Source organism: Streptomyces sp. NBC_00466, assembly GCF_041433995.1.
In the GTDB taxonomy this organism is placed as follows: domain Bacteria; phylum Actinomycetota; class Actinomycetes; order Streptomycetales; family Streptomycetaceae; genus Streptomyces.
In genome coordinates, this window is sequence record NZ_CP107896.1 from 1,492,596 (window position 1) to 1,517,488 (window position 24,893).

The 24,893-nt window shown below is 71.4% G+C and carries 21 protein-coding genes; 9 read left to right on the plus strand and 12 right to left on the minus strand.

Annotated features, from left to right (window positions below; all coding sequences use genetic code 11):
• Window positions 1-35 precede the first annotated feature (35 nt).
• Window positions 36-710, plus strand: coding sequence for a helix-turn-helix transcriptional regulator (locus OG210_RS06485; RefSeq protein ID WP_328331574.1), 675 nt, complete (start codon window positions 36-38; stop codon window positions 708-710).
• Between the two features lie 104 nt (window positions 711-814).
• Here the strand turns inward: OG210_RS06485 and OG210_RS06490 are convergent, their stop codons facing one another.
• Complete coding sequence (locus OG210_RS06490; RefSeq protein WP_328331572.1) at window positions 815-2,041, minus strand: SpoIIE family protein phosphatase; 1,227 nt, start codon at window positions 2,039-2,041, stop codon at window positions 815-817.
• A 130-nt stretch (window positions 2,042-2,171) separates the two neighbouring features.
• Entirely contained in the window at window positions 2,172-3,197 is a 1,026-nt protein-coding gene (locus tag OG210_RS06495) for an ATP-dependent 6-phosphofructokinase (protein WP_328331570.1), read from the minus strand.
• A gap of 306 nt (window positions 3,198-3,503) precedes the next feature.
• Between OG210_RS06495 and pta the strand changes: the two genes are divergently transcribed.
• The 3 genes from pta to pyk all read left to right on the plus strand — a co-directional run bounded on the left by pta (window position 3,504) and on the right by pyk (window position 8,320).
• Window positions 3,504-5,603, plus strand: coding sequence for a phosphate acetyltransferase (pta, locus tag OG210_RS06500; RefSeq protein ID WP_371535249.1), 2,100 nt, complete (start codon window positions 3,504-3,506; stop codon window positions 5,601-5,603).
• A complete protein-coding gene (locus tag OG210_RS06505) occupies window positions 5,600-6,805 on the plus strand; it encodes an acetate kinase (RefSeq protein WP_371535251.1) in 1,206 nt (401 codons plus the stop codon). The genes pta and OG210_RS06505 overlap by 4 nt, the downstream gene beginning before the upstream one ends.
• 81 nt (window positions 6,806-6,886) lie before the next feature.
• Window positions 6,887-8,320 (plus strand): pyruvate kinase, encoded by a 1,434-nt coding sequence (pyk, locus tag OG210_RS06510; protein WP_328331564.1) that lies wholly within the window; start codon window positions 6,887-6,889, stop codon window positions 8,318-8,320.
• Between the two features lie 87 nt (window positions 8,321-8,407).
• Here the strand turns inward: pyk and OG210_RS06515 are convergent, their stop codons facing one another.
• Entirely contained in the window at window positions 8,408-9,190 is a 783-nt protein-coding gene (locus OG210_RS06515) for a helix-turn-helix domain-containing protein (RefSeq protein WP_371535253.1), read from the minus strand.
• A 77-nt stretch (window positions 9,191-9,267) separates the two neighbouring features.
• On the opposite strand from OG210_RS06515, the gene OG210_RS06520 reads away from it, so the two are divergent.
• Window positions 9,268-10,122: an NAD(P)H-binding protein gene (locus OG210_RS06520; RefSeq protein ID WP_328331562.1), complete on the plus strand. Its 855-nt coding sequence runs from the start codon at window positions 9,268-9,270 to the stop codon at window positions 10,120-10,122.
• A 51-nt stretch (window positions 10,123-10,173) separates the two neighbouring features.
• Here OG210_RS06520 and OG210_RS06525 read toward each other — a convergent pair whose 3' ends face one another.
• On the minus strand, window positions 10,174-11,340 hold the full coding sequence (locus OG210_RS06525; protein WP_371535256.1) for a nuclear transport factor 2 family protein: 1,167 nt from the start codon (window positions 11,338-11,340) through the stop codon (window positions 10,174-10,176).
• Between the two features lie 96 nt (window positions 11,341-11,436).
• On the opposite strand from OG210_RS06525, the gene OG210_RS06530 reads away from it, so the two are divergent.
• Window positions 11,437-12,327, plus strand: a complete 891-nt coding sequence (locus tag OG210_RS06530) for a LysR family transcriptional regulator (RefSeq protein WP_371535258.1) — start codon at window positions 11,437-11,439, stop codon at window positions 12,325-12,327.
• Window positions 12,328-12,440: 113 nt separating this feature from the next.
• Here the strand turns inward: OG210_RS06530 and OG210_RS06535 are convergent, their stop codons facing one another.
• From OG210_RS06535 to OG210_RS06555, 5 genes are all read right to left on the minus strand, one after another.
• Window positions 12,441-13,253, minus strand: coding sequence for a hypothetical protein (locus OG210_RS06535; protein WP_371535260.1), 813 nt, complete (start codon window positions 13,251-13,253; stop codon window positions 12,441-12,443).
• Between the two features lie 120 nt (window positions 13,254-13,373).
• Window positions 13,374-14,738, minus strand: coding sequence for a hypothetical protein (locus OG210_RS06540; RefSeq protein ID WP_328331553.1), 1,365 nt, complete (start codon window positions 14,736-14,738; stop codon window positions 13,374-13,376).
• Window positions 14,728-15,315: a DUF6114 domain-containing protein gene (locus OG210_RS06545; protein WP_328331551.1), complete on the minus strand. Its 588-nt coding sequence runs from the start codon at window positions 15,313-15,315 to the stop codon at window positions 14,728-14,730. The genes OG210_RS06540 and OG210_RS06545 overlap by 11 nt, the downstream gene beginning before the upstream one ends.
• A gap of 93 nt (window positions 15,316-15,408) precedes the next feature.
• Window positions 15,409-16,053: a DUF6230 family protein gene (locus OG210_RS06550; protein ID WP_328331549.1), complete on the minus strand. Its 645-nt coding sequence runs from the start codon at window positions 16,051-16,053 to the stop codon at window positions 15,409-15,411.
• A gap of 611 nt (window positions 16,054-16,664) precedes the next feature.
• Window positions 16,665-17,642, minus strand: a complete 978-nt coding sequence (locus OG210_RS06555; protein ID WP_328331547.1) for a tetratricopeptide repeat protein — start codon at window positions 17,640-17,642, stop codon at window positions 16,665-16,667.
• A 396-nt stretch (window positions 17,643-18,038) separates the two neighbouring features.
• Between OG210_RS06555 and OG210_RS06560 the strand changes: the two genes are divergently transcribed.
• Window positions 18,039-18,665: a TetR/AcrR family transcriptional regulator gene (locus OG210_RS06560; protein WP_328331545.1), complete on the plus strand. Its 627-nt coding sequence runs from the start codon at window positions 18,039-18,041 to the stop codon at window positions 18,663-18,665.
• Between the two features lie 33 nt (window positions 18,666-18,698).
• On the opposite strand, the gene OG210_RS06565 is transcribed toward OG210_RS06560, so the two are convergent.
• Together OG210_RS06565 and OG210_RS06570 are read right to left on the minus strand one after the other, a co-directional pair.
• Window positions 18,699-19,733 carry an SDR family NAD(P)-dependent oxidoreductase gene (locus OG210_RS06565; RefSeq protein ID WP_328331543.1) on the minus strand — a complete coding sequence of 345 codons (1,035 nt, stop codon included), beginning with the start codon at window positions 19,731-19,733 and terminating at the stop codon, window positions 18,699-18,701.
• On the minus strand, window positions 19,730-20,863 hold the full coding sequence (locus OG210_RS06570; RefSeq protein WP_328331541.1) for a UDP-N-acetylglucosamine--N-acetylmuramyl-(pentapeptide) pyrophosphoryl-undecaprenol N-acetylglucosamine transferase: 1,134 nt from the start codon (window positions 20,861-20,863) through the stop codon (window positions 19,730-19,732). The genes OG210_RS06565 and OG210_RS06570 overlap by 4 nt, the downstream gene beginning before the upstream one ends.
• 64 nt (window positions 20,864-20,927) lie before the next feature.
• Between OG210_RS06570 and OG210_RS06575 the strand changes: the two genes are divergently transcribed.
• Window positions 20,928-21,647 carry a response regulator transcription factor gene (locus OG210_RS06575; protein WP_328331539.1) on the plus strand — a complete coding sequence of 240 codons (720 nt, stop codon included), beginning with the start codon at window positions 20,928-20,930 and terminating at the stop codon, window positions 21,645-21,647.
• Window positions 21,644-23,047, plus strand: a complete 1,404-nt coding sequence (locus OG210_RS06580) for a HAMP domain-containing sensor histidine kinase (protein ID WP_328331537.1) — start codon at window positions 21,644-21,646, stop codon at window positions 23,045-23,047. The genes OG210_RS06575 and OG210_RS06580 overlap by 4 nt, the downstream gene beginning before the upstream one ends.
• 96 nt (window positions 23,048-23,143) lie before the next feature.
• On the opposite strand, the gene OG210_RS06585 is transcribed toward OG210_RS06580, so the two are convergent.
• Complete coding sequence (locus OG210_RS06585; RefSeq protein WP_328331535.1) at window positions 23,144-24,844, minus strand: methylmalonyl-CoA mutase family protein; 1,701 nt, start codon at window positions 24,842-24,844, stop codon at window positions 23,144-23,146.
• Between the last annotated feature and the right edge of the window lie 49 nt (window positions 24,845-24,893).

Genomic DNA, 24,893 nt, shown 5'->3' on the forward strand with positions numbered 1-24,893 from the left:
ATTCGCGGACCCCTCCTTGCCCTTACCGTGTGCCCGTGCACCAGACCCCGCCCTTCGATGCTCCCGCCGCACGCCGCCTCCGCGAGGCGCTGGGCATGGCACCCGGCCACGTCGCCTACGGGCTCCGTGCCCAGTACGGACTGCTCGTCACCCCGGATGTGGTGGCCGCCTGGGAACGCGGCCTCCAGTCGCCGACCGCGCGGGAACTCACGGCGCTCGCCGGGGTGCTGTGGTGCTCCCCCGGGGACCTGCTGATGGAGGCGGTCACCCTGCGCGAGCACCGGCTGGCCCGCGGGATGGCCCCCGAGGACGTGGCACGGCAGGTCGGCATGGACACCGGGGCGTATCTCAAGGTCGAGGAGTCGGGCCGCTGGCGTGGCAACGAACGCCAGTCGGCGGCGCTCGCCGAAGCCCTCTCGCTGGCCCCGGCGGCGTTCCTGACGGCGACGGGCCGCGACGGCGAGCTGGCCGGGATCCTGACCAGCGCGGTGACGACCCGCTGGCAGGCCCACGTAAAGGCCACGGCCAAGCTGGTACCGCTGCACCGCCCCGCGCTGGAGCAAGTGCTCGAACGGCTGCACTCCGACTACCAGGCGCTGATGGTGACGACCCTCAACTGGGGGTCGACGGAGGCGGCCGGCACGGGCGACGCGGGGCAGGCGTTCCTGGACTCGATCGTGGTGCGGTTCTGGGAGCTCGCCGGGGACTGAAGCCGCGCGACCGGTGCGGCAGGGTGCACGTCCAGTCCGGGTCGATGTGATGCCGTGACCGCGACCGAGCGCCGGACAACCCGGACAACTCGGCGCCGGACAACTCAGAGCCGGACAACGACGAGGGCCGTGTCGTCGGTGGCGCCCCCGGGCGGGAGCAGGTCGAGGAGGATCGCGTCGGCCAGGGGTTCCGGGTCGGTGCCCCGGTGACGGACGAGGGCGTCGGCAAGGCGGGCGAGGCCGGTGTCGATGTCCTCGCGGCGGCGTTCGATGAGCCCGTCGGTGTAGAGGACGAGGGTGTCGCCCTCGGTGAAGGGGGTGGCGGCCTCGGGCCGTGCCGTGTGGTGGAGTCGGGCGCCGAGCGGGGGATCGGTGGCCTGGTCGAGGAACTCGACGCCGCCGTCGGTACGCAGCAGGGCGGGCGGGGGGTGGCCCGCGCAGCTGTAGGTGAGGGTGTGGGTGCCCCAGTCGACGTAGGCCTCGACCGCGGTGGTGTTCAGGGCACCGTCGACGGAGCGGGCGTACAGCCCGAGGACCTCCAGGGCCCGGGCCGGGCTGTCGGTGACCCGGGAGGCGGCGCTGAGGGCGCTGCGGAGCAGGCCCATGACGCCGGCGGCGCGCAGGCCGTGGCCGACCACGTCGCCGACGGCGATGCCGATGCGGTCGCCGGGCAGGTCGACCAGGTCGTACCAGTCGCCGCACACGTTGAGGGAGCCGACCGCGGGCCGGTAGCGGACGGCGGCGCGGTGGTGCCCGACATCGCCCGCGGCGGGCAGCATGGCCTCCTGCAGGGCGAGGACGACCTCGCGTTCGCGGGCGTGGACCTGGCGCAGACGCTCGTTGACCTCCTGCAGCTCGCGGGCGCGGCTGTAGAGCTCGGCCTCCAGGACGCGGGTCCGGCTGCCGTCCGGGGCGCCGCGGGCCCTGATCAGCTCGGTGACCTCCTCGACCCGGTGCACCAGCAGCACGACCCGGCCGTCCGCGTCGAGCACCGGAGCGTTGACCGGGCTCCAGTACCGCGCCTCCCACTCGCCGGGCCGCTGCGTCGACTCGACGTCGTAGCGCTGCAGGGCCATGGTGTCGCGCTTCCCGGTGGCGAGGACCCGTTGGAGCGAGGCCAGCAGGTTCCGTTTGCCGCTGGCGTCGGCGTCGTTCGGGTTGTCGGGGAACACATCGAACAGATACCGGCCCACCACCTGCCCGCGGCTGCGCCCGGACGCACGCAGGAACGCCTCGTTCACATCCGCGTACACCAGGTCCGGGTGCAGCACCGCGACCATGCCGGGCAGCGCCTGGAACACCGCCGCGTAGTCGATCCCCGCATCCGTCATGTCCAGCCCGCCTCAGCGCCTGCCACCACCGGTGATCTCCACGATAGGGTCCCGCCGGTGTCCGTGCAGGCCCACCGCTCGCGGCCGCCCCTGGCGCAGCGCCCTGCTGCACTGGGAGACCGGCGCTGTACTAGAAGACCGACTCCGCCTCGTACATCCGGCTCTCGTCGACCGTCTTCAGATGGGTCACCGCGTCCGCGAGCGGCACCATCGCGATGTCCGTGCCGCGCAGCGCCGTCATATTGCCGAAGTCGCCGCGGTGCACCGCCTCCACCGCGTGCCAGCCGAAGCGCGTCGCCAGGACGCGGTCGTACGCGGTGGGGGTGCCGCCGCGCTGGACGTGGCCGAGGATGACCGGCCTGGCCTCCTTGCCGAGCCGGGTCTCCAGCTCGACCGCGAGGCGGGCGCCGATGCCGGCGAAGCGCTCGTGGCCGAACTGGTCGATGACGCCCTTCTCGTACGGCATGGAGCCCTCCGCCGGGTGTGCGCCCTCGGCGACGCAGATGACCGCGAACCGCTTCCTGCGGGAGAAGCGCTCCTCGACCATCTTCACCAGGTCGTCGACCTCGAAGCGGCGCTCCGGGAGGCAGATGCCGTGGGCGCCGCCCGCCATGCCGGACTCCAGCGCGATCCAGCCCGCGTGCCGGCCCATGACCTCGACGACCATCACGCGCTGGTGCGACTCGGCGGTGGTCTTCAGCCGGTCGATCGCCTCGGTCGCGACGCCGACGGCAGTGTCGAAGCCGAAGGTGCGGTCGGTGCCCGAGATGTCGTTGTCGATGGTCTTCGGGACGCCCACCACGGGCATCCCGGCGTCGGAGAGCATCCGGGCCGCGGTGAGGGTGCCCTCGCCGCCGATCGGGATGAGCGCGTCGATGCCGTACCGCTCGGTCAGCTCGGCGCAGTTCTCGGCGGCCTCGCGCAGCCGGTCGCGCTCCAGGCGGGCGGAGCCGAGGATGGTGCCGCCGCGGGCGAGGATGCCGCTGACCGCGTTGAGGTCGAGGGGGCGGTAGTGGCCGTCGAGCAGGCCCTTGAAGCCGTCCTCGAAGCCGATGACTTCGTCGTTGTGCCCGGCCACGGCACGGTGCACGACCGACCGGATGACGGCATTGAGACCGGGGCAGTCGCCGCCCGCGGTGAGGACTCCGATGCGCATCGTGCTGATTCTCCTGCTCCTAGTGGTACGTGCGAGCCGTGCCGATTCTTCCACGGCCGGTCGCGCGTGGGCCTTCGCGGCCGTCCCGTACCCAGCCGTGGACAGGCGGCCCGGCCAGCCCCGAGGGTACTGTCAAGAGGGCGCGCGGGGCCGCCGCGAGCGCCCCCCGGGGCCCGCCGCCACTGCCCGGGAGGGCTCGGCGGCACCCTCACGAGGCCCACCGGGAACAGAGCCCGCAGAGACCGTAAAGGCCGCAGAGCCCGCAGAAGACCACGCAGACGACCAGGCAGAGGACGGAGAGCACGCGTGACGCGCAGCGTGTACGTGACCGGGATCGATCGCGGCGACGGCCGTCAGGTCGTCGAGCTGGGGGTCATGGAGCTCCTCACCCGCCAGGTGGACCGGGTCGGGATCTTCCGGCCGCTGGTGCACGACGGTCCTGACCGGATGTTCGAGCTGCTGCGGTCCCGCTACCGGCTGAGCCAGGACCCGGCGTCGGTGTACGGCATGGACTACCACGAGGCGTCCGCCCTCCAGGCCGAGCAGGGCACGGACGAGCTGGTCTCGCACTTGGTCGGCCGCTTCCACGAGGTGGCGCGCGGGTACGAGGTGGTGCTCGTCCTCGGCACCGACTTCGCCGCCACCCAGCTCCCCGACGAGCTGGCCCTGAACGCCCGGCTGGCGAACGAGTTCGGCGCGTCCGTGATCGCGGTCGTCGGCGGCAAGGGCCAGCCGCCCGAGTCCGTACGCTCCGAGACCCGCAACGCCTACCGCGCGTACGAGGCGCTGGGCTGCGACGTCATCACCATGGCGGTGAACCGGGTGGCCCCCGGCGACCGTGCCGGGCTGGCCGCACAGCTCGCCGCCCAGCTTCCGGTGCCGTGCTCGGTGCTGCCCGACGAACCGGCGCTGGCCGCACCGACGGTCGCCCAGATCAGCCACGCGCTGGGCGGCACGGTGCTGCTGGGCGACGAGGCGGGGCTGGCCAGGGACGCGCTGGACTTCGTGTTCGGCGGGGCCATGCTGCCGAACTTCCTGAACGCGCTGACGCCCGGCTGCCTGGTCGTCACCCCCGGCGACCGGTCGGACCTGGTGGTCGGCTCGCTCGCCGCGCACAGCGCGGGCACCCCGCCGATCGCCGGTGTGCTGCTGACACTGGACGAACGCCCTGGCGAGGCGATCCTCAGGCTGGCCGGCCGGCTGGCGCCCGGCACCCCGGTGGTCGCGGTGACGGGCAGTTCGTTCCCGACCGCGGGTGAGCTGTTCGCCCTGGAGGGCCGGATGGACGCGGCGACCCCGCGCAAGGCGGAGACCGCGCTGGGGCTCTTCGAGCGCCATGTGGACAGCGCGGAGCTGCTCGACCGGCTCTCGGTGGCCCGCAGCGGCCGGGTCACCCCGATGATGTTCGAGCACGAGCTGCTGGAGACCGCGCGGGCCGACCGGCGCCGGGTGGTGCTGCCCGAGGGCACCGAGGAGCGGGTGCTGCGCGCCGCCGACATCCTGCTGCGCCGCGGGGTCTGCGACCTGACGCTGCTCGGCGATCCGGAGACCGTCCGCAGGAAGGCGGCCGACCTGGGCATCGATCTGTCGTCGGCCGATGTCGTCGACCCCGTGGCCTCCGGGCTGCGCCAGCGGTTCGCCGAGGTGTACGCGAAGCTCCGCGCGCACAAGGGCGTCAGCTTGGAGCAGGCCCACGACGTCGTCGCCGACCCCTCGTACTTCGGCACGCTGATGGTCCAGGAGGGCCTGGCCGACGGCATGGTCTCGGGCGCGGTGCACTCGACGGCCGCCACGATCCGGCCCGCCTTCGAGATCATCAAGACCAAGCCGGACGCGTCGATCGTCTCGTCGGTGTTCTTCATGTGCCTCGCCGACAAGGTGCTCGTGTACGGCGACTGCGCGGTCAACCCCGACCCGGACGACCGGCAGCTCGCGGACATCGCGATCCAGGCAGCGGCGACCGCCGCCCAGTTCGGTGTGGAGCCGCGCATCGCGATGCTCTCGTACTCGACCGGCACCTCCGGTTCGGGTGCGGACGTCGACAAGGTGCGCCGGGCCACCGAGCTGGTCCGGGCGGCCAGACCGGATCTGCTGATCGAGGGGCCCATCCAGTACGACGCGGCGGTCGAGCCGTCCGTGGCCGCCACCAAACTGCCGGGGTCGGCGGTCGCGGGACAGGCCAGCGTGCTGATCTTTCCCGACCTCAACACCGGCAACAACACCTACAAGGCCGTGCAGCGCTCGGCCGGCGCCGTGGCCGTGGGTCCGGTGCTCCAGGGGCTGCGCAAGCCGGTCAACGACCTGTCGCGGGGCGCGCTCGTCGAGGACATCGTCCACACCGTCGCGATCACCGCGATCCAGGCTCAGGGCGAGGACCGGAGCCGCGCCCAGGAGGAATCCGTATGACCGCCACCCGTGTTCTCGTTCTCAACTCCGGCTCCTCGTCGCTGAAGTACCAGCTCCTGGACATGGCGGACGGCAGCAGGCTGGCGATGGGGCTGGTAGAGCGGATCGGCGAGGCGGCCTCGCGCTGTGTGCACACGCTCCTCGCGCACGGCGGATCCACCCGCGAGCAGAGCGGCCACATCGCCGACCACGCCGCGGCGCTGAAGGCTGTCGCCGCGGAGCTGGACGCCGACGGACTCGGCCTGGACTCCCCCGAGCTGGCGGCGATCGGCCACCGGGTGGTGCACGGCGGGCTGCGGTTCACCGCTCCGACCGTCGTGGACGACGCGGTGCTCCAGGAGATCGAGCGCCTGGTGCCGGTCGCCCCGCTGCACAACCCCGCGAACATCATCGGTATCCGCACCGCCCGCGAGCTGCGCCCCGACCTTCCCCAAGTGGCCGTGTTCGACACCGCGTTCCATACGACGATGCCGGAGTACGCGGCCCGGTACGCCATCGACATGGAGACCGCGGACGCCCACCGCATCCGCCGGTACGGCTTCCACGGCACCTCCCACGCGTACGTCTCGCGGAAGACCGCCGCGCTGCTCGGCCGGACACCCGATGAGGTCAACGTCATCGTGCTGCACCTCGGCAACGGGGCGTCGGCGTCCGCGGTGGCGGGCGGGGTCTGCGTGGACACCTCCATGGGGCTGACGCCGCTGGAGGGTCTGGTGATGGGGACGCGTTCCGGTGACATCGATCCGGCCGTGATCTTCCATCTCACCCGGGTGGCCGGAATGTCCGTCGACGAGATCGACGCGCTGCTCAACAAGAAAAGCGGTCTGGTCGGGCTCTGCGGGGACAATGACATGCGGGAGATCGTCCGCCGGCGGGACGAGGGCGATCAACGCGCGGAACTCGCATTCGCCATCTACGTACAGCGGTTGAAGAAGTACATAGGTGCCTATACCGCGGTACTCGGGCGGGTGGACGCGGTGGCGTTCACCGCGGGTGTCGGTGAGAACTCGGCTCCGGTGCGCGCGGCCGCCGTCGCGGGGCTGGACGGGCTGGGTCTGGCGGTCGACGCCGGGCTCAATGCCGTACGTTCCGACAAAGCCCGGCTGATTTCCCCGGAGGGGTCCCGGGTGGCTGTGGCCGTTGTTCCGACGGACGAAGAACGTGAAATCGCGCAGCAGGTATACGCCTTGGTGAATGACTGACACCTGAGCGCCACGCCGCCCATTTGTACTTTCCGCCAGACGGAATATTCCGTTGCGAAACAAACCGATAGGATCCGCCTCATGCGCCGTTCCAAAATCGTCTGCACACTGGGCCCTGCCGTCGACTCCTATGAGCAGCTGAAAACGCTCATCGAAGCCGGCATGAATGTGGCCCGTCTGAATATGAGCCACGGGTCCCACGCGGAGCACGAGGAGCGGTACCACCGCGTCCGCAAGGCTTCCCAGGACACCGGCCGCGCCGTGGGGGTACTCGCCGACCTCCAGGGCCCCAAGATCCGCCTGGAGACCTTCGCCGAGGGCCCCGTCGAGCTGGTACGCGGTGACGAGTTCACCATCACCGCCGACGACGTCGCGGGTGACAAGACCATCTGCGGCACCACCTACAAGGGCCTGCCCGGCGATGTCGCCAAGGGCGACCCGATCCTGATCAACGACGGCAACGTCGAGCTCAAGGTCGTCGAGGTCGAGGGTTCCGAGGTCAGGACCATCGTCATCGAGGGCGGTGTCATCTCCGACCACAAGGGCATCAACCTGCCCGGCGCCGCGGTGAACGTCCCGGCCCTGTCCGAGAAGGACATCGAGGACCTGCGGTTCGCGCTGCGGATGGGCTGCGACCTGGTCGCGCTCTCCTTCGTACGTGACGCGAGCGACGTCATCGACGTGCACAAGATCATGGACGAGGAGGGCCGCCGGGTCCCCGTCATCGCCAAGGTCGAGAAGCCGCAGGCGGTCGCCCACATGGAGGGTGTCGTCGCGGCCTTCGACGGGGTCATGGTCGCCCGTGGCGACCTGGCCGTCGAGTACCCGCTCGAAAAGGTCCCGATGGTGCAGAAGCGCCTCATCGAGCTCTGCCGCCGCAACGCCAAGCCGGTGATCGTCGCGACCCAGATGATGGAGTCGATGATCACCAACTCGCGCCCGACGCGCGCCGAGGCGTCCGACGTCGCCAACGCCATCCTCGACGGCGCCGACGCGGTCATGCTCTCCGCCGAGTCGAGCGTGGGCGCGTACCCGGTCGAGACCGTCAAGACGATGTCGAAGATCGTGGTCGCCGCCGAGGAGGAGCTGCTCTCCAAGGGCCTCCAGCCGCTGGTGCCCGGCAAGAAGCCGCGTACCCAGGGCGGTTCGGTGGCCCGTGCGGCCTGCGAGATCGCGGACTTCCTGGACGCGAAGGCGCTGGTCGCCTTCACCCAGTCCGGCGACACGGCACGCCGCCTCTCCCGCTACCGCACCTGCCAGCCGATCCTGGCCTTCACCACGGACGAGGCGACCCGCAGCCAGCTCGCGCTGAGCTGGGGCGTCGAGTCGTACGTGGTCCCGCACGTGGACAACACCGACGCGATGGTCGAGCTGGTCGACGCCGAGCTGCTGAAGCTCAAGCGCTACAGCGACGGCGACCGCATGATCATCACCGCGGGCTCGCCCCCCGGTGTCCCCGGCACCACCAACATGGTCCGGGTGCACCACCTGGGCGGCGAGGACAACCAGAGCTGACCTCGCGCTCCGTACGGCTGTGGCCCGCACCCCGCTGACGGGGGTGCGGGCCACAGCCGTGCAGCGGGCACCGGCTGCCCCGCTGCTTCACACGGCGCACGGAGTCGTGTCCGGAAGGCGGCCTGCGCGGAAGGCCCCTGGTGACACCCCTATGAGCGCGCGGAAGTCGGCCGTCATATGGGACTGGTCGTAGTAGCCGGTATCGGATGCGAGGCCCGCCAGCCCCGCGGAGCCCGCCCCGGCCAGCACGGTGCGGACGCGCTGGATCCGGGCGAAGTGCTTGGGCGACAGACCGACCCGGTCGGTGAACAGGTGCCGCAGCCGGCGTTCGCTGACCGACAGCCGCCGGGCGAGCACGGCGACCCGTTCGCCGGTGGTGGACAGCGACTCGACGGCCTCGCGGAGCAGCAGGTCGCGGGCGTCCGTGGCGCGGGGGCCGCGTGCCGCTGAGCCATGGTGCGCGCCTTCGAGCAGTGCGTCTTCGATGCCCCGCAGGGCCGGGCCGGGGCCGGTCAGCTCGTTGAGCCGGTGTGCGAGGCGGGTCGCGCGGTCGCCCCACAGGTCGCTGAGCGGTACGGCCCGGTCCCGCAGTTCGCTGACCGGGACACCGAACACCGGCCTGGCCGCACCAGGATGCAGCCGGACCCTGACGCACATCGGCAGTTCCTTGCCCGGATGGCAGGAGGCGCGGCTGCGCGGGCCGACCACGCGCAGGTCGCCCTCCCGCGCGCCGGTCCTGCGGTAGACGAGTGCGGTGGCGGCGTCGGGCAGGTGCACCAGTGGCAGAGCGCTGTCGGGCCGTATCAGCGTCACGTCCGCGATCCAGGGCCGAAGCGCGGGCGTCGGAAGCATCGGGATCACACCGGCCATTCTGACTGCTCCGCCCGCTTGAGGGGTCTGCCGATTTTTCCTATAGCCGTGCGGCAGCGGACGGCAGAGTGCTCGGCATGATCCTTGTTACGGGTGCGACAGGCACCATCGGCACTGAAGTGGTCCGGATCCTGGCAGAGCGCGGCGAGCGGGTCAGGGCCATGACGCGGAGTCCTCAAAACGCAAATCTGCCCGCGGATGCCGTACAGGTGGTACGGGGGGATTTCGGCGACCGTGACTCCCTCGACGAGGCGGTGGCAGGGGCCGACGCGGTCTTCCTGCTGAACGCGCCGGGCCCCTGGATCGAGCAGCACGACCTGGCGATGCTCGACGCCGTACGGTCCCACGGCGTCGGAAAGGTGGTGAAGTTGTCGGCCATCGGCACCGGCGAGGAGACCGGACTCCGGGTCGGCGGCTGGCACCTTCCCGGGGAGCGGGCGCTGCACGACAGCGGGGCGGCCTGGACGGTCCTGCGGCCCAGCAGCTTCGCCACCAACACCCTGCACTGGGCCGCCACGATCCGGGCGGGGGACCCGATCCCCAATCTGACCGGGGACGGCGCCCAGGGCGTGATCGATCCACGCGACGTCGCCGAGGTCGCGGTCGCGGCGCTGACCACGCCGGACCACGCGGGCAGGACCTACACCCTGACAGGTCCCGAGCTGCTGAGCCTGCCCGACCAGGTGAGCGTTCTGCGGAAGGTGCTCGGCCGCCCGATCGGAATCGTCGACGTGCCGCTGGACGTGGCGAAGCAGCAGATGATCGACGCCGGCCGGGACCCCGAGTTCGCCGAGGCTGCGCTGCACGGCCGGCGGTTCATCGCCGAGGGGGGAAACGCCCGGCTGACCGGTGATGTGCCGGCCGTGCTCGGCCGTGCGGCGCGCACCTACGCAACCTGGGCCGACGACCACCGGGACGCGTTCGGCGCCTGACGGCTGTCCCGCCGCCCGCTCCCTGACGGACATGAGTCGGTCCCCGCCCGCTCAGGAGTGCCGGTGGTAGGCCTTGTTGACGATGCGCCAGCGGTTGTCGGCGCGGGCCAGCAGGAAGACATCGGTGAACGTGTCCGCGCCGTGCCGGAGGGTCATGGTGGCGGTCGCGACGGTGCCGTGGACATCGACGACGTCGATGCGGCGGGAGCGGGCCGGTTCGTCCGGGGCAGGCCGCCCCTGGAAGAGAGCGCAGTACTCCTCCAAGCGCCACGAGACGAATGCGCCCTCCCGGATTCCCTCGATGTGGGCGGTGGGCAGGAACGCGTCGCGGAAGTGGGCGGGGTCACCGGTGGCATGCCCGCGGATGTACGCGCGGAGCGGTTCGAGTACCGCGTCGTCCACGGCGGGGGCCGTGGCGGCGACGGCGATGTCCGCGTCGGGGCCGGCCGGGGCGTGGGCCAGGCCGGCCGCGCTGCGCAGGGGGGTGTCCGACGCGGCGGCCAGCAGGTCCATGTCCTTGGCCAGCGCACCGACGGTGAATTCGGCCGCGCCGGCGGCCGACGGGTCGCTGAGGAAGGGGCGTTTGCGGGCCACCAGCCCGCCGAGCTGGCCGAGTTCGAGGACGTCCAGCACCTGGGCGCGGCGCAGCCCGAGGGCGTCGGCCTGCCGCAGTGAGTCGCGCAGCGCGAGTACGGATCCGGCGAGGCTGTTGTTGGCGATCAGCTTGAGCGCGGCGGCGGTGGCGGCGTCGTCGACGCGTCGTACGGTGCCGAGCGCCGCCAGCACGGGCCGTGCCCGGTCGAGTGCGTCCTGGCCTGCGGCGGCGAGAATCCGCAGGGTACCGGCGGCGACAGCCGGTACGGAGCCGAGCACGGGCGCGTGGATGTAGGACGGGCCGAACTGCCGGGCCAGCTCCGCTGCCTCGGCGGGAGCGACCGTGCTGGTGTTCAGCACCACCGTGTCCGTGCGCAGCGCGTCGCGGACGCCGTCGAGGACCTGCCGGCAGGCGACCCCGTCGAAGAGTGCCAGGAGTACGAGGTCGGCCTTGGCCACGGCTTCGTTCGCGTCGCCGGTCACCTCGACGGTGCCCGGTGTGCGCCCGGAGCGTGTCCAGCCGACGACATTCCAGCCCTGGGCAGCGAGTCGTGCGGCCATCGCGTCGCCCATGCGCCCCAGTCCGAGGACAGCGAGGGTGTGTGGCCTGTGTGGTGCGGTCATGCAGGCCAGCGTGGTGCACGGCGAGGGCTGCGACAAGCGCAGATTTCGCAGGCCCGCCCTGCGAGTTGGGCATACCGGCTGCGCATACTCGACTCCATGGAACTGACTGTGTGGCGAACTTTCGTGACCGTGTGCCGCCTCGGATCGCTGTCGGCGGCGGCTGCGGAACTCAGCCACACGCAATCGGCCGTCTCCCGCCAGATCGCCGGGCTGGAGCGGCAGATCGGCGTGCCCCTGGTGGAGCGTCATGCGCGTGGGGTGCGTCCGACAGCTGCCGGCGAGGTGTTCCGGCGCCACGCCCTGGCCACGCTGAATGAGGCCGACCGCGCCGTACGCGCCGCACGAGACGTGCGCGACGGGGCGTTCAGCCGGCCGCTGGCCGTCGGGGCCGCACCCTCGCTGGCCGCCGGGATCGCCCCCGAGGCCATCCGGGGGCTGCTGCAGCAGGCCGGGCCCATCCGCTGGAGCCTGGTCCCCGGTCTGAGCGCGCAGTTGCACCAGCGCGTGATCGCCGGGGATCTGGACATCGCGGTCGTCACCGACGCGCCACCGGGGCTGGCCCATGACCCGCGAGTCCAACGGCGGTTCCTCGGCCTGGACGAGATGGTCGTCGTCCTGCCGCCAGGCCATCCGCAGGCCGGTGAACACCTGGTGCACATCCGGACGCTGGCCGACCAGATCTGGGTCGAGGACAACGACGGCTCGGCGGCCCTTCTGCGCCAGCACGCCGCCCGTGCCGGAGTCAGCGTCCGCATCGACCTCACCGCGGCCGATCTGCTGGGCAAGCTGGCTCTGGTGGCGACCGGGCACGCCATCGCGCTGATACCCGGGGTGCTGACGTGCGCGCTGCGGACCGATGTCACCGCAGTGGGCCTCGTCGATCCCCCGACCCGCGGCATCTACACGATCGCACCACGCCGAGACCCGCACCCCTCGGCTGAGACCCTCCACAGGCAGCTCGCCACACTGGTCACGGACCGGCCGTGATCAACTTCTGCCTGCCGTGGGGCAGGCCGTCACTCCGGCGCGGGCTCGACGGCCCGCCGGTAGTGCATCAGCACGACGCCGTCGCCGAAGGTCCGGGACTCCGCGAATCCCCGTCACCCCGCCACGGCCGCCGCGGACTTGGCGTCCGTCTGCCGGGAACGTACGGATGCGGCCACCCCGAGGACCAGCGCGAGGCTGACGGCCAGCAGATGCTCGCGCCCCGCGAGGTTCGGCCTGAGCACCGAAGGGACGACGATCACCGCGGTGGTCAGCAGAGCGAGCACCGGGGCGCGCCGGACCACGGCCAGATAGGCGAAGAGTCCGGCCACTGCGGCGGACGGGCCGGTGTCGAGGACGTGCGCGGTCTCGGGCGGCAGCCCCAGCGGGCCGTGCCCCAGCGCGATCATCGCCCGGGCGCCCAGCGTGCCGGCGAGGGACGTGGCGCAGGCGATCAGCAGGGTCCGGGTGCGGCCGAGGACGAGTTCGGCGAGCGCGAAGGCGAGAAACAGCTTGGGCAGCCCCGCCCACACAGGCAGCCCGGGGTCCGTGAGGACCAGTGAGACAGGGGTACGCAGCAGGACCAGCGGGAGGGGCAGATCGCCCCTGACCTCGCCGGTCAGCCGTATCGCGACGGCGCCCGTGCGGGTCCGGATGAGCTCGTGGACGACGATCACGGCGAGGACGACGAGTATGCCGAGTGCGACGCCTGGCACCCCGCGCCGTCTGAACTCCCGCGCGGGCCCGGCCACGATCCGCAGCCACTCGCCGCGCAGAAGTTCCTTGCCGTACGCGATGAACCGCCTTGCGGCAGGGCGCAGTTGTACTCGCCCGGCCGGCGCGGGTATTCGCTCGGCGGGCTCGGGTATCCGCCCGGCGGGCACGCTCCCGTCGTCGTCCGTCGTACGGCAGCCGTCGACAGCCCCCACCGCTCACTCCCCCATGCTCCCGGTCGGCCCGGACCACCATACGGCTGTGGCCCGCGCCCTCTGCTTCGAGGGTGCGGGCCACAGCCGTTTCCGCGGCTCCCGGAAGTTCTCGCGCCGGGGTCAGGCGCCGGTGAAGTAGTTCTGGAGACCGGGCACATGGAGCGTGCCGCCGAACTGGCCCGCCTGCTTCACCGTGACGTTCGTGAAGAACGCGAACGGCACGTTGATCGGCGGCGGGGTGTCCGGGCTGAACGTGATCGGGATGAGGCCGAAGAGGTTGCCCTGCAGCGACTCCGTGTACATCGTGACCTCGCCGTCGCGGATGGTCGACGTCGAGCCCGCCGCGCCCTTCACATGGCCGGTGGACCCGTTCGGGCCGACGGTCATCTGGTGCAGGTCCTTGATATCCAGCGCGGACGCGGTGAACTTCAGGACCTTCTTGATCTTGCCGCTGCCCGTCCTGACCTCGACGATGCCCTTGTAGTCCAGGCCCTTGAGGGTCAGCATCGAGCTCTTCAGCGTCCACGGGTCGTCGGGCAGGGCGGGTATGCCCTTTTCCAGATCGGCCGCGGCGAGCGCCTTCGGGTCGGCGGTCGGGCACGGGTAGGACGGCTTGGCGCCGTCCGGGATGGCCGTGTCCTTCCTGGGGTCCAGGCCCTTGGCGTCCGAGGGGAGTTCCTTGACCGTCTTGCCGGCCTGGGCGGCCGCCTCGCGGATCTTCTCGGCGGTCTTGTCGGCCGCGCTCGTCGCCCCGCCGACGACCTTGCCGGCCGCGTCCGCGACGGAGGCCTTCTTCTCGGCTGCCTTCTTCTCGGCTGCCTTCTTCTCAGCAGCCTTCTTCTCGGCTGCCTTCTTTTCAGCGGCCTTCTTCTCCGCCGCGGTCTCGGACGTCGTGGAGGACGACGGGTCCGCGGACGGGCTCGCCGTCTCCTTGCCCGGGTGCAGCAGGTTCTTGAGCGCGTCACCCACACCCAGCGGGTCCAGCGGGTTCTTCGACTCGGTCGCGGCGGGCGACGGGGACGCCTGGTCCGAAGAGGACGAACCCGACGTGGACTCCGCCGACTTCTTCTTCGTCGAGCCGGTCTCGCCCGCCGACGGCGTGGCCGAAGGGGACGGGGCGTCACCGGCCTTGTCGTCCTTCTTGGCCTTGGCGTCCTTGGCGTCCGTCTTGGCCTTGTCCGACGCGCTGGCCGACGGGCTCGGGGAGTCCGACGCGCTGTCCGACGGGCTCGGCTCGTCGGAGCGGGACACACACGGCCCGGACGCGAACGGGATGTCGCCCTGGTCGTCGGCCATCGCCAGCTTGGGGGTGAGTCCCATCCCGACGAACACCGCGGTGGGCATGGCCGCCAGGGCTATCGCCTTGCTCGCGGGTATGTGCAGCTTCGTCAGCAGCGACTTCCTGGGGGCCGCGTGACGGCCCCCTCTTCTCTCCGGGAAGTCGTCGCCTTCGGTGGTACTCAGCTGCGCTTCGTCACCCCGCACGGTGCCTCCCACCGTTGGCATCCACTGTCGTGTCCTTGTCATACGCCCGGGACGGCTGCTCCGGGACGGCCGGTGCGTGGCCGAAGGGGAGGAACTCGTCTGCGGGAGCGGTGCCTTCGGGCGTGCTTCCGTGCGGAGTCCCGTCCTCGGAACCACCCTGGGCGGGCACCGCCGGGTCGGCGTTCGGCTTCGCGGGCGCCCAGGAGAGCGAGAGCGCCCCGCCGATCATCGACAGCAGGAAGCCGACGACGAAACCGCCGATGTTCGCCACCGGGAGGGAGATCAGCGCCAGCAGGAGCGCCGCTATCCCCGCGAACACCCTGACGGCGGCGTGGAACCACATCGTCACACCGAGCGTGACGAGCAGCACGCCGATGATCAGCGACCCGGCGCCCGCAGTGGTGGACATCGCCAGCGTCACATTGCCGAGGTGCATGTTGGCATACGGGAAGTAGGCGATCGGCACGCCTCCCACCATGGTGAACAGGCCCGCCCAGAAGGGTCGGTTTCCCCGCCATGCGCGGAAGCGAAGCCGCCAGTGGGTGAAATCGCGGGAACCTGTGGACTCGGCGCTCATGGAAAACAGCTCCCTGGTACCGGTGTTGCTCTGAGAAGTAGGGGGTTCGGGCGGCCGCAGCGCCGAGTGCGCGCTCCGGCCACCCGGGCGTGCTTAGTAGCACTCCTTGACGCCCGGCTTGAGCCTCAGGCTCAAGTTGCTGAGCTTGAAGGTGCCGGCCGTGGTCGCCCACGCCGTCTGCCTCACGTGCTTCAGCGTCGCCTCATCGGCGCGCTGCGCGAAGCCGTTCGGATTGACGGCCTTCTCCGTACCGTGCTCGATGCCCGTCTTGTTCGACGGGTCACCGGCCGCCACACCGATGTCGATGTTCTTGAACGTCGCATCGGCGTCGAGGCTCGCGACGTCGAGGTACAGGTTCGTCGCCTCGACCGGCTTCTTGGCGTCGGTGCCCGCGTGCAGCTGCAGCGTGACACTGCCGAGGCCGAACGGCAGGTTGGGCGTGACGACCGACTGGCACATGTTGTTGATCGTCGCGCTGCTGAAGCCCGACACGGCCACCGCGTGCGCGGCGCTCTTGCCGTTCAGGTCCTTGCCCGTCGCGACACTGCCGTACTGGACGAAGTCCTGACCGACCAGCTGGTCGGCACTGACCTTGAAGCTCTGGCCGGACACGCTGAACGAAGCGGCGAGCGCACCCTGCGCGAGGCCGACGCCCACCGCAGCGGTGGCGACCACGCTCGGCACCATGACAAGCGCGAACCGCTTCCATCTGGTTCCGCCACGTACCTGGGAACTCACTTAGTTTCCTCCTTCTCGGACGTACATCTCCGGATCGGACTCGAAGCCCGTCCTGGGATGGGAGAAGTGCTACGTCCTCGGGAAGGAGAGCGCCCGGTTCAGAAGCGCGAACCGCGTCCGAAGCACCGGCGATCACCCCCGAGCGACAACCACTGGCCACGCCTTCGCGTAACCGCTGGACAGGCCCCGCCGGGTGGCAGGAACCCCCCTGTCCCGTCAGCCGGCGCCACTGCCGCCGACCGGCTCGGTGGGGACCCAAGCGGCCACGCCGCGACCGGATGTCGCGCCGGTGCGTGATTGGACCGAGCCTGGCCGATCGTGGTGCATTCGCGGCTGGGAAACAAGGGGCTCGTTACCGGCTAGTAACGGCTCGATAACCGAACCGCGACCCGCCGATATCGCGCGGGCACAGAGGGTGGGGCCGACGCCGGCGCTACATCGGGCGGTAGGCGACCATAACCGGGCAGAAGGAGGTACCTGATTTACTCGGAGTAACAGACGGCCGCAATTGCCAAGTTTTGGCAAAGTACGGCCGCCGGTTATCGCTGTGTCGCCAAATCGTCAGCGGCAACCCGCAGGCGCCGCGCGTTTAGTGACTGTTCAGAACCCTGTCAGAACAGCACACGCGCCAGGGCGGAACGTGCGGCGGTAACCCTCGGATCGTCGGATCCGATCACTTCGAAGAGCTGGAGCAGATGGACCCGTGCGGCCTCGCGGTCGTCACCCACCGTGCGCTGCACCGTCTGGACCAGACGGCCGAAGGCGTCCTCGATATGACCGCCCACCAGATCGAGGTCGGCCGCGGCGATCTGCGCCGGGACGTCGGCGGGCCCGTCGGCCGCGTCCTTCCGGACCTGCTGGGGGTCCAGCCCCTGGACCCGGCCGAGCAGTTCGGCCTGGGCGAGGCCGAGCTTGGCCTCCTCGTTGGCCGGGTCCTGCGAGAGGACGTCCCGGTACGCCTGGACCGCACCGTCGAAGTCATTGGCGTCCAGGGCCTGTACCGCCGCTTCGAGCAGCGCGTCGTAGGGGCCGGCCGGCGCCTCGGCGGGCTCGGCGTCAGCGGCGGGCTGCTCCGCGTCCGGGTCCACCGCGATCCCGGTGATCCCGAAGCGCTCCTCGCCGACCTGGATCAACTGGTCGAGGGTCTGCCGGATCTGGGCCTCGGGCGCCGCGCCCTGGAAGAGCGGGAGGGCCTGCCCGGCGACGACGGCGAAAACGGCCGGAATCCCCTGGATCCCGAACTGCTGCATCAGCATCTGGTTGGCGTCGACGTCGACCTTGGCGAGCAGGAAGCGGCCGTTGTACTCGACGGCGAGACGCTCCAGCAACGGGCCGAGCTGCTTGCAGGGCTCGCACCACTCGGCCCAGAAGTCGATGACGACCGGGACCTCGGCGGAGCGCTGGATGACATCGCGCTCAAAACCGGCTTCGTCGACATCGATCACCAGCGAGACGGGTGAGACGGCCGCGGCGCCGCCCTGCCTGGCGGTCTCGGCGCGCGCCTGCTCCGCTTTCTGCCGGGCCTCGCCGGCGGCCTTCACTGCGGCGAGGTCGACGACGCCGCTCATGGACATGTTCCTAGGCTGCATACGTACATCCTCCCCCCTCTGCCACTCGTTCAGTTAAGCCGTTCGAGAAAGCTGTCGGCGTAATCCGCCGGTGGTGCGGGCCCGGCCCGTCCGTACACCCCCCGCCGGATGCGGGGCGTACGGACGGACACAGGCCGTCGGCCCGACGAGGGGCCCGGTACAGGCGCAGGGTCCCCACCCTGGCGCCAGTGGCTCAGTTGTGCTGTCGTGCTGTTGTGTCACCCGGTTGTCGCGTGGTCGTCGCGTGGTGCTCGTGCAGCCGGGGCGCGCTTGCGCCTCTTTACGCTACGACTCGTAGCGTAACTGGTCGGCCGGGAGCAGTGGGCGCAAATTCTCCACCGGTTTCCCGTGATCTGACTCACGGCAGCTGAGCTACTGACCGGTATGGTCGCGGTCATGCCTTTCAGCAAGCCCACTCGAACGGGTCGCCCACGCTCCACAGAGGCCGATACCGCGATCCTCGTGGCGACAAGAGCCGCGCTGGTCGACGTGGGCTGGTCGAAGCTGACCATGGGCGAGGTGGCGACCCGCGCCGGGGTGGCCAAGACGACGCTCTACCGCCGCTGGTCGCACAAGAACGAACTGGTCGTGGACGCCGTGGCGGTCCTCTTCGACGAACTCGAACTGCCCGACCGTGGCAGCCTGTCCGCCGACATCGAGGGCGTGGTGCTCCAGTTCGCCGCTCTTCTCGCGCGGCCCGAGACCAAAACCGCGCTGATGGCGGTGGTCGCCGAGTCGATCAGTGACGAGGCGCTGCGGGCCCGGATCCGCTCGGCCATCGTCGACCGGCAGAAGCGGCTGGTGACCATCGGCCGCGAGCGGGCCCAGGCCCGGGGCGAACTCCCCTCCGAGGAGGACCCCGAGACCTCGGCCCGCCACACCGACCTGATCTTCGACGTGGTCGCGGGCGCGGTGGTGCACCGGGCGCTGGTGAGCGCGGAGCCGGTGGACGAGGAGTGGGCGCGCGAGTTCACCGTGCTGCTCTGCACCGGGCTGAGCAGCGCCCCGGCCCCGCCCGCGTGATCCCCCGCCTGATCCCCCGCCGGCTCCCCCGGCTCAGACCTGGTAGCGGTCCGCCGCGAACAGGTGCAGGTGCTCCGCGATCCACTCCGATGTCTGCTTCAGACCGTCGGTGAGCGCGACTTCGGGCTGCCAGCCCGCCCACTCGCGGGCCCGCGAGTTGTCCGAGAGCAGCCGCTGGACCTCACTGCCCGAGGGGCGGAGCCTGGCCGGGTCGACGACGACCTCGGCGTCCCGCCCGGAGGCCGCGATCAGCGCCTGCGCAAGGTCCCCGATCGAAATCTCCTGGCCGGTACCGAGATTGACGCTCTCGCCCAGCGCCCGGTCGCAGTCCGCCAGCGCGAGGAAGCCGCGCGCGGTGTCCGTGACATAGGTGAAGTCCCGGGTCGGCGTGAGGGAGCCGAGCTTGATCTCCCGGGCCCCGGAGTGGAGCTGGGCGAGGATGGTGGGGATGACGGCACGGGCGGACTGCCGGGGACCGTACGTGTTGAAGGGCCGCACCACCGTCACCGGCAGCTCGAACGCGTGCCAGTGGGACAGCGCCATCATGTCGGCGCCGATCTTGGACGCTGAGTACGGGGACTGCGGCTGGAGCGGGTGCTGTTCGCTGATCGGGGCGGTGAGCGCGGTCCCGTACACCTCGCTGGTGGAGGTGTGCAGCAGACGGCGTACGGAGTGCCGGCGGCAGGACTCGGCGATGTTCTCGGTGCCGGTGACATTGGTGGCGACGTACGCACCGGGGGCGTCGTAGCTGTACGGGATGCCGATCAGCGCGGCGAGGTGGAAGACCGTGTCGCAGCCCGCCACGGCGTCGTCGACCCGGCCCGCGTCGCGGACGTCACCCGCCACCATCTCGACCTGGGAGCTGCCCAGATGGCGGGCGAGGTGGCCCTTCTCGCCGTACGGCTTGTAGTGGACGAACGCCCGGACCCGCGCCCCCTGCTCCACCAGGAGGTCGACCAGGGTCGAGCCGATGAATCCCTCGGCTCCGGTGACGAGGACGGTGCGGTTCTGCCAGGTGGTGGTCTGTCGGCCGGTGGTCCGTCGGTCGGTGGTCCGTCGGTCGGTCATGGGGTGAACTCCCTTGCGTGGGACAGGACCCGGGCGGCGAGCAGATCGGCTGCCCGGGCGTGGGTGGAGGGGCCGGCCGCACCGCTCATCGCGGCGAGCCGGGCGGGGTCGGCGAGGAGCGGGTCCGCCACTTCGGCGAGCCGTTCCGCCGTCGTCTCCTCGTCGGCGATCAGCACCCCGGCCCCCGCGTCGCTGAGGACGCGGGCGTTGTGGGTCTGGTGGTCGCCCGGCGCGTGCGGATAGGGCACGAGGATCGCGGGCACCCCGGTGGTGGCGAGCTCGGCCACCGTGGCGGAGCCGGCCCGGCAGACCACCAGGTCGGCCGCGGCGTACGCGAGGTCCATCCGGTCCAGGTACGGGACGGCGCGGGCGATCCGGCAGCCGCCCTCCTCGGCGAGCCGGGTCCTGGCCGCCTCCAGGGCTGCCGGGCCGGTCTTGATGAGCAGATGGACGTCCGTACGCGCCTGCCAGCGGGCTGCGAGACCGACCGCGGCGGCGGTGAGCCGGGCCGCGCCGAGGCTGCCGCCGTTGACCAGCAGCAGCCGCGCCCCGGCGGGGACACCGAGCGCCCGGCGGGCCTCGGCGCGCAGCGCGGGACGGTCGAGGGCCGCGATCGGTGCGGCGATCGGCATCCCGACCGTCTCCGCGTTCTCGCCGCCCACGAGGTGAGCCCGGCTGCGGTCGAAGGCGACGGTGAGATGCGGGGTGAGCCGGGCCGCGAACTGGTTGGCGCGGCCCGGCACCGCGTTGGACTCGTGGATGACGCTCGGCACACCGGCCATCCGGGCACCGAGTACCACCGGCGCACTGGGGTAGCCGCCCATGCCGACCGCGACATGGGCCCCCTGCTCGCGCAGGATCGTCCGGCACTGCACACCGGACTTCAGCAGGGCGGCCGGCAGCAGATAGCGCCGGGCGCCGAGCGCCGGGTCGAAGGGGATCATGTCGACGGTGTGCAGCGGGTATCCGGCGCCGGGTATCAGCGTGGATTCGAGGCCGCGTTCGGTGCCGACGAAGGAGATCACCGCGCCGGGTACGGCCCGGCGCAGGGCGTCGGCGAGGGCGAGGCCGGGGTAGATATGGCCGCCGGTGCCGCCCGCACCGATCACGACGGAGAGTGGTGTGCGCATGGGCAGCACACTCGCCCCGTGGGGTAAGAAGGTTCTAAGAGGCAGGTTTGGCAGGCTTTGCTCCATGAACCCGCACCCGCACCCGCCACCCGTGAGCCCCCGGCCGAGAAAGATCCTGGTCGTGGACGACCAGCCGGAGGTGCGGGTGGCCGTCGAGGACGGTCTCAGCGTCGAGGGGTACGAGGTGCGGGGCGCGGCCGACGGTCTCGCCGCCCTGTCGGCCGTCGCCTCCTGGCAGCCGGACGCGGTCGTGCTCGACGTGCTGATGCCGGTGCTCGACGGTCTCGCGGTCTGCCGCCGACTGCGCGCCGTCGGCGACCGTACGCCGGTACTGGTGCTGACCGCGCTGGACTCGGTGAGCGAGCGGGTGGACGGCCTGGAGGCGGGCGCCGACGACTACCTGGTGAAGCCCTTCGCGCTCGACGAACTGATCGCCCGGGTACGGGCGCTGCTGCGGCGGGCCGCGCCGGTGGAGGAGGAGCCGGGCGCGCTGTCGTACGGCGATCTGACCGTGGATCCGGAGACCCGCACCGGGCACCGGGCGGGGCGCCCCATCGAGTTCAGCAGGACCGAGTTCGCCCTGCTCGATCTGCTGCTGCGCCACCCCGGGCAGGTCCTCACCCGAGAACTGATCCAGGAGCGGGTCTGGGGCCAGGACTTCGGCCCCGACTCCAACTCCCTTGCGGTGTACGTCGGTTACCTGCGCCGCAAGCTGGAGGCGGCGGGCGAGCCGCGCCTGGTCCACACCGTGCACGGGGTCGGCTACCGGCTGGACGCGGCGTGAGCGCCCGCGGCGACCGGGGCGGCCCGCGCCGGTCGCCGTCCCACCGGCTCGGTGCGCGCTGGCGCCGCCGCCGTCCACTGCGCACCCGGCTCGCCCTGACCGCTTCGGCGGCCGTGGCCCTGGTGGCGCTCGGGGTGTGCGCTGCGGCCTTCTTCGTCCAGCGGTACGAGATCTACCACCAACTGGACCTCAATCTCATCCAGTCGGCGGCGGTGTCCGGCGGCGGGCGCGGGGGCGGGCAGCCCGGGGTTGTCGAGGGTCAGTGCCAGTTCCTGGCGTCGCCCGCCTGCGCACAGATCGTGCCGGCCGATCCGTCGGCGGACCCCGCCCAGCCGTATCTGCTGCCGGTGTCGGAACCGGTCCGTGAGGTCGCCGCGGGCACGCGCGCACCGTACTTCAGCAACATCACCCTGCAAGGGCGTCCCACCCGGATGCTCACCACCACCTTCGGCCACCGTAAGGCGGTGCAGGTCGCCCTGCGCTCCGACCCGGTGGAGAAGAGTGTGCGGCGGACGGCCCAGCTGCTCGCGGCGGTCGGCGGCGCGGGGGTGCTGGTCGCCGCGGCGCTGGGCTACTGGGTGTCGCGTACCGGTCTGGCGCCCGTCGCCCGGCTCACCCGGGCCGCCGAGCGGATCGCGGCGACCCGGGACCCGCGCCACCGCATCGAGCTGCCGCCGGGCCCCGCGACGCGGGAGGACGAAGTCACCCGGCTGGCCACGACGTTCAACACCATGCTGAGCGAGCTGGAGCAGTCGGTGACCGCCCAGCGCCGGCTGGTGGCTGACGCCTCCCACGAGCTGCGCACCCCGCTCACGGCGCTGCGGACCAACGCGGAACTCCTCGCCCGCGCCGACCGGTTGACCCCCGCTCAGCGCGACCGGGCGGCGGGCGCCCTCACCCGGCAGATCCACGAGGTGACGACCCTGGTGAACGACCTGATCGAACTGGCCCGCGAGGAGGAGCCCGTACCGCTGGTGGAGAGCGTCCGGCTGGCCCCGCTGGTCGAGCACGCGGTGGCGGCGGCCCGCGGCCACTGGCCAGGACTCGCCTTCACCGTGGAGACGGCGGCCGACCCGGTACTGAACGGCGTACCGGCGCGGCTCTCCAGGCTGCTCAGCAATCTGCTCTCGAACGCGGCGAAGTTCTCCGGCGAGGGCGGCGCGGTCGAGATCACCCTCACCGCGACGGAACTGACCGTGCGCGACCACGGGCCGGGGATCTCGCCCGACGACCTGCCGTACGTCTTCGACCGCTTCTACCGGGCCCGCGCCGCCCGCGCGCTGCCCGGCTCCGGCCTGGGTCTCGCGATGGCCCGCCAGATCGCCCGCGCGCACGGCGCGGAACTCACCGCGGAACAGGCACCGGGCGGCGGGGCACTCTTCCGGCTGAGCCTGCCGTGAAGCGGGGCAGGGGCGGGCGGACCGGCACCCGGGCCCCGGGCCCGCCGCCCCCGTTCAGAAGCCCGGCAGCTCCGTTCAGCAGCCGGGCGGCTCCGTTCAGAAGCCCGGCGGCTCCGTGTAAATGCCCCACTCGTCCCGCAGTACCCCGCAGATCTCGCCGAGCGTCGCCTCCACGCGGACGGCGGCCAGCATCGGCTCGATCATGTTGGAGCCGTCCCGGGCGGCCGCGAGCATCGCGTCCAGGGCGGTCCGTACCCGGGCTTCGTCCCTGGCCGCCTTGCGTACCACCAGTTCCTGGACCTGGTCGCGCTCCACCTCGTGGCTGACGCGGAGGATCTCCAGATCGCCGGTGACCGATCCGTGCAGGCAGTTGACGCCGACGACGCGCTTGTCGCCCTTCTCGACCGAGCGCTGGTACTGGAAGGCGGACTCGGCGATCTCGCCGGTGAACCAGCCGTCCTCGATGCCGCGCAGGATGCCCGAGGTGACCGGGCCGATCGGGTGCTGCCCGTCGGGGTGCGCCCGCAGGCCACGCTCCTTGATCTGGTCGAAGATCTTCTCCGCGTCGGCCTCGATGCGGTCCGTGAGCTGCTCGATGTACCAGGAGCCACCCAGCGGGTCCGCCACGTTGGCGACACCCGTCTCCTCCATCAGCACCTGCTGCGTCCGCAGGGCGATCTCCGCGGCCTGCTCGCTCGGCAGCGCGAGCGTCTCGTCCAGGGCGTTGGTGTGCAGGGAGTTGGTGCCGCCGAGGACCGCGGCGAGCGCCTCGACCGCGGTCCGTACGACGTTGTTGTACGGCTGCTGCGCGGTCAGCGAGACCCCGGCTGTCTGGGTGTGGAAGCGGAGCCACTGCGCCTTGTCGGTCCGCGCGCCGTAGACGTCCTTCATCCAGCGCGCCCAGATCCTGCGCGCCGCACGGAACTTGGCGATCTCCTCGAAGAAGTCGACGTGGGCGTCGAAGAAGAAGCTCAGGCCCGGTGCGAAGACGTCCACGTCCATCCCGCGCGAGAGGCCCAGCTCCACGTAGCCGAAGCCGTCCGCGAGGGTGTACGCCAGCTCCTGCGCGGCCGTCGCGCCCGCCTCGCGGATGTGGTACCCGGACACCGAGAGCGGCTTGTACGCGGGGATCGCGTCGGCGCAGTGCTCCATCAGGTCGCCGATCAGGCGCAGATGCGGCTCGGGCTGGAAGAGCCACTCCTTCTGCGCGATGTACTCCTTGAAGATGTCGGTCTGGAGGGTGCCGTTGAGCACGGCCGGGTCGACGCCCTGGCGCTCGGCTGCGACCAGGTACATGCAGAAGACCGGAACGGCCGGGCCGCTGATCGTCATCGAGGTGGTGACATCGCCGAGCGGGATGTCCTGGAAGAGGATCTCCATATCGGCGGCCGAGTCGATGGCGACCCCGCAGTGGCCGACCTCGCCGAGCGCCTTCGGCTCGTCGGAGTCGCGGCCCATCAGCGTCGGCATGTCGAAGGCGACGGAGAGGCCGCCGCCGCCGTTGGCGAGGATCGTCTTGTAGCGGTCGTTCGTCTGTCGGGCGTTGCCGAACCCGGCGAACTGCCTGATCGTCCAGGTGCGGCCGCGGTAGCCGGTGGGGTGCAGACCACGGGTGTACGGATACTCGCCGGGCCAGCCGATCCGCTCGAATCCCTCGTAGGTGTCGCCCGGCCGTGGCCCGTACACCGGGTCCACCGGGTCGCCCGACAGGGTCGAGAAATCGGCGTCCCGCTTGCGGGCCTTGTCGTACCTGGCCTGCCAGCGGCGGCGGCCTTCTTCAATGGCGTGAGCGTCCATACCCTCGAATTTACTAGGACGTCCTAGTAAATGTCGATGGCAGACCGCC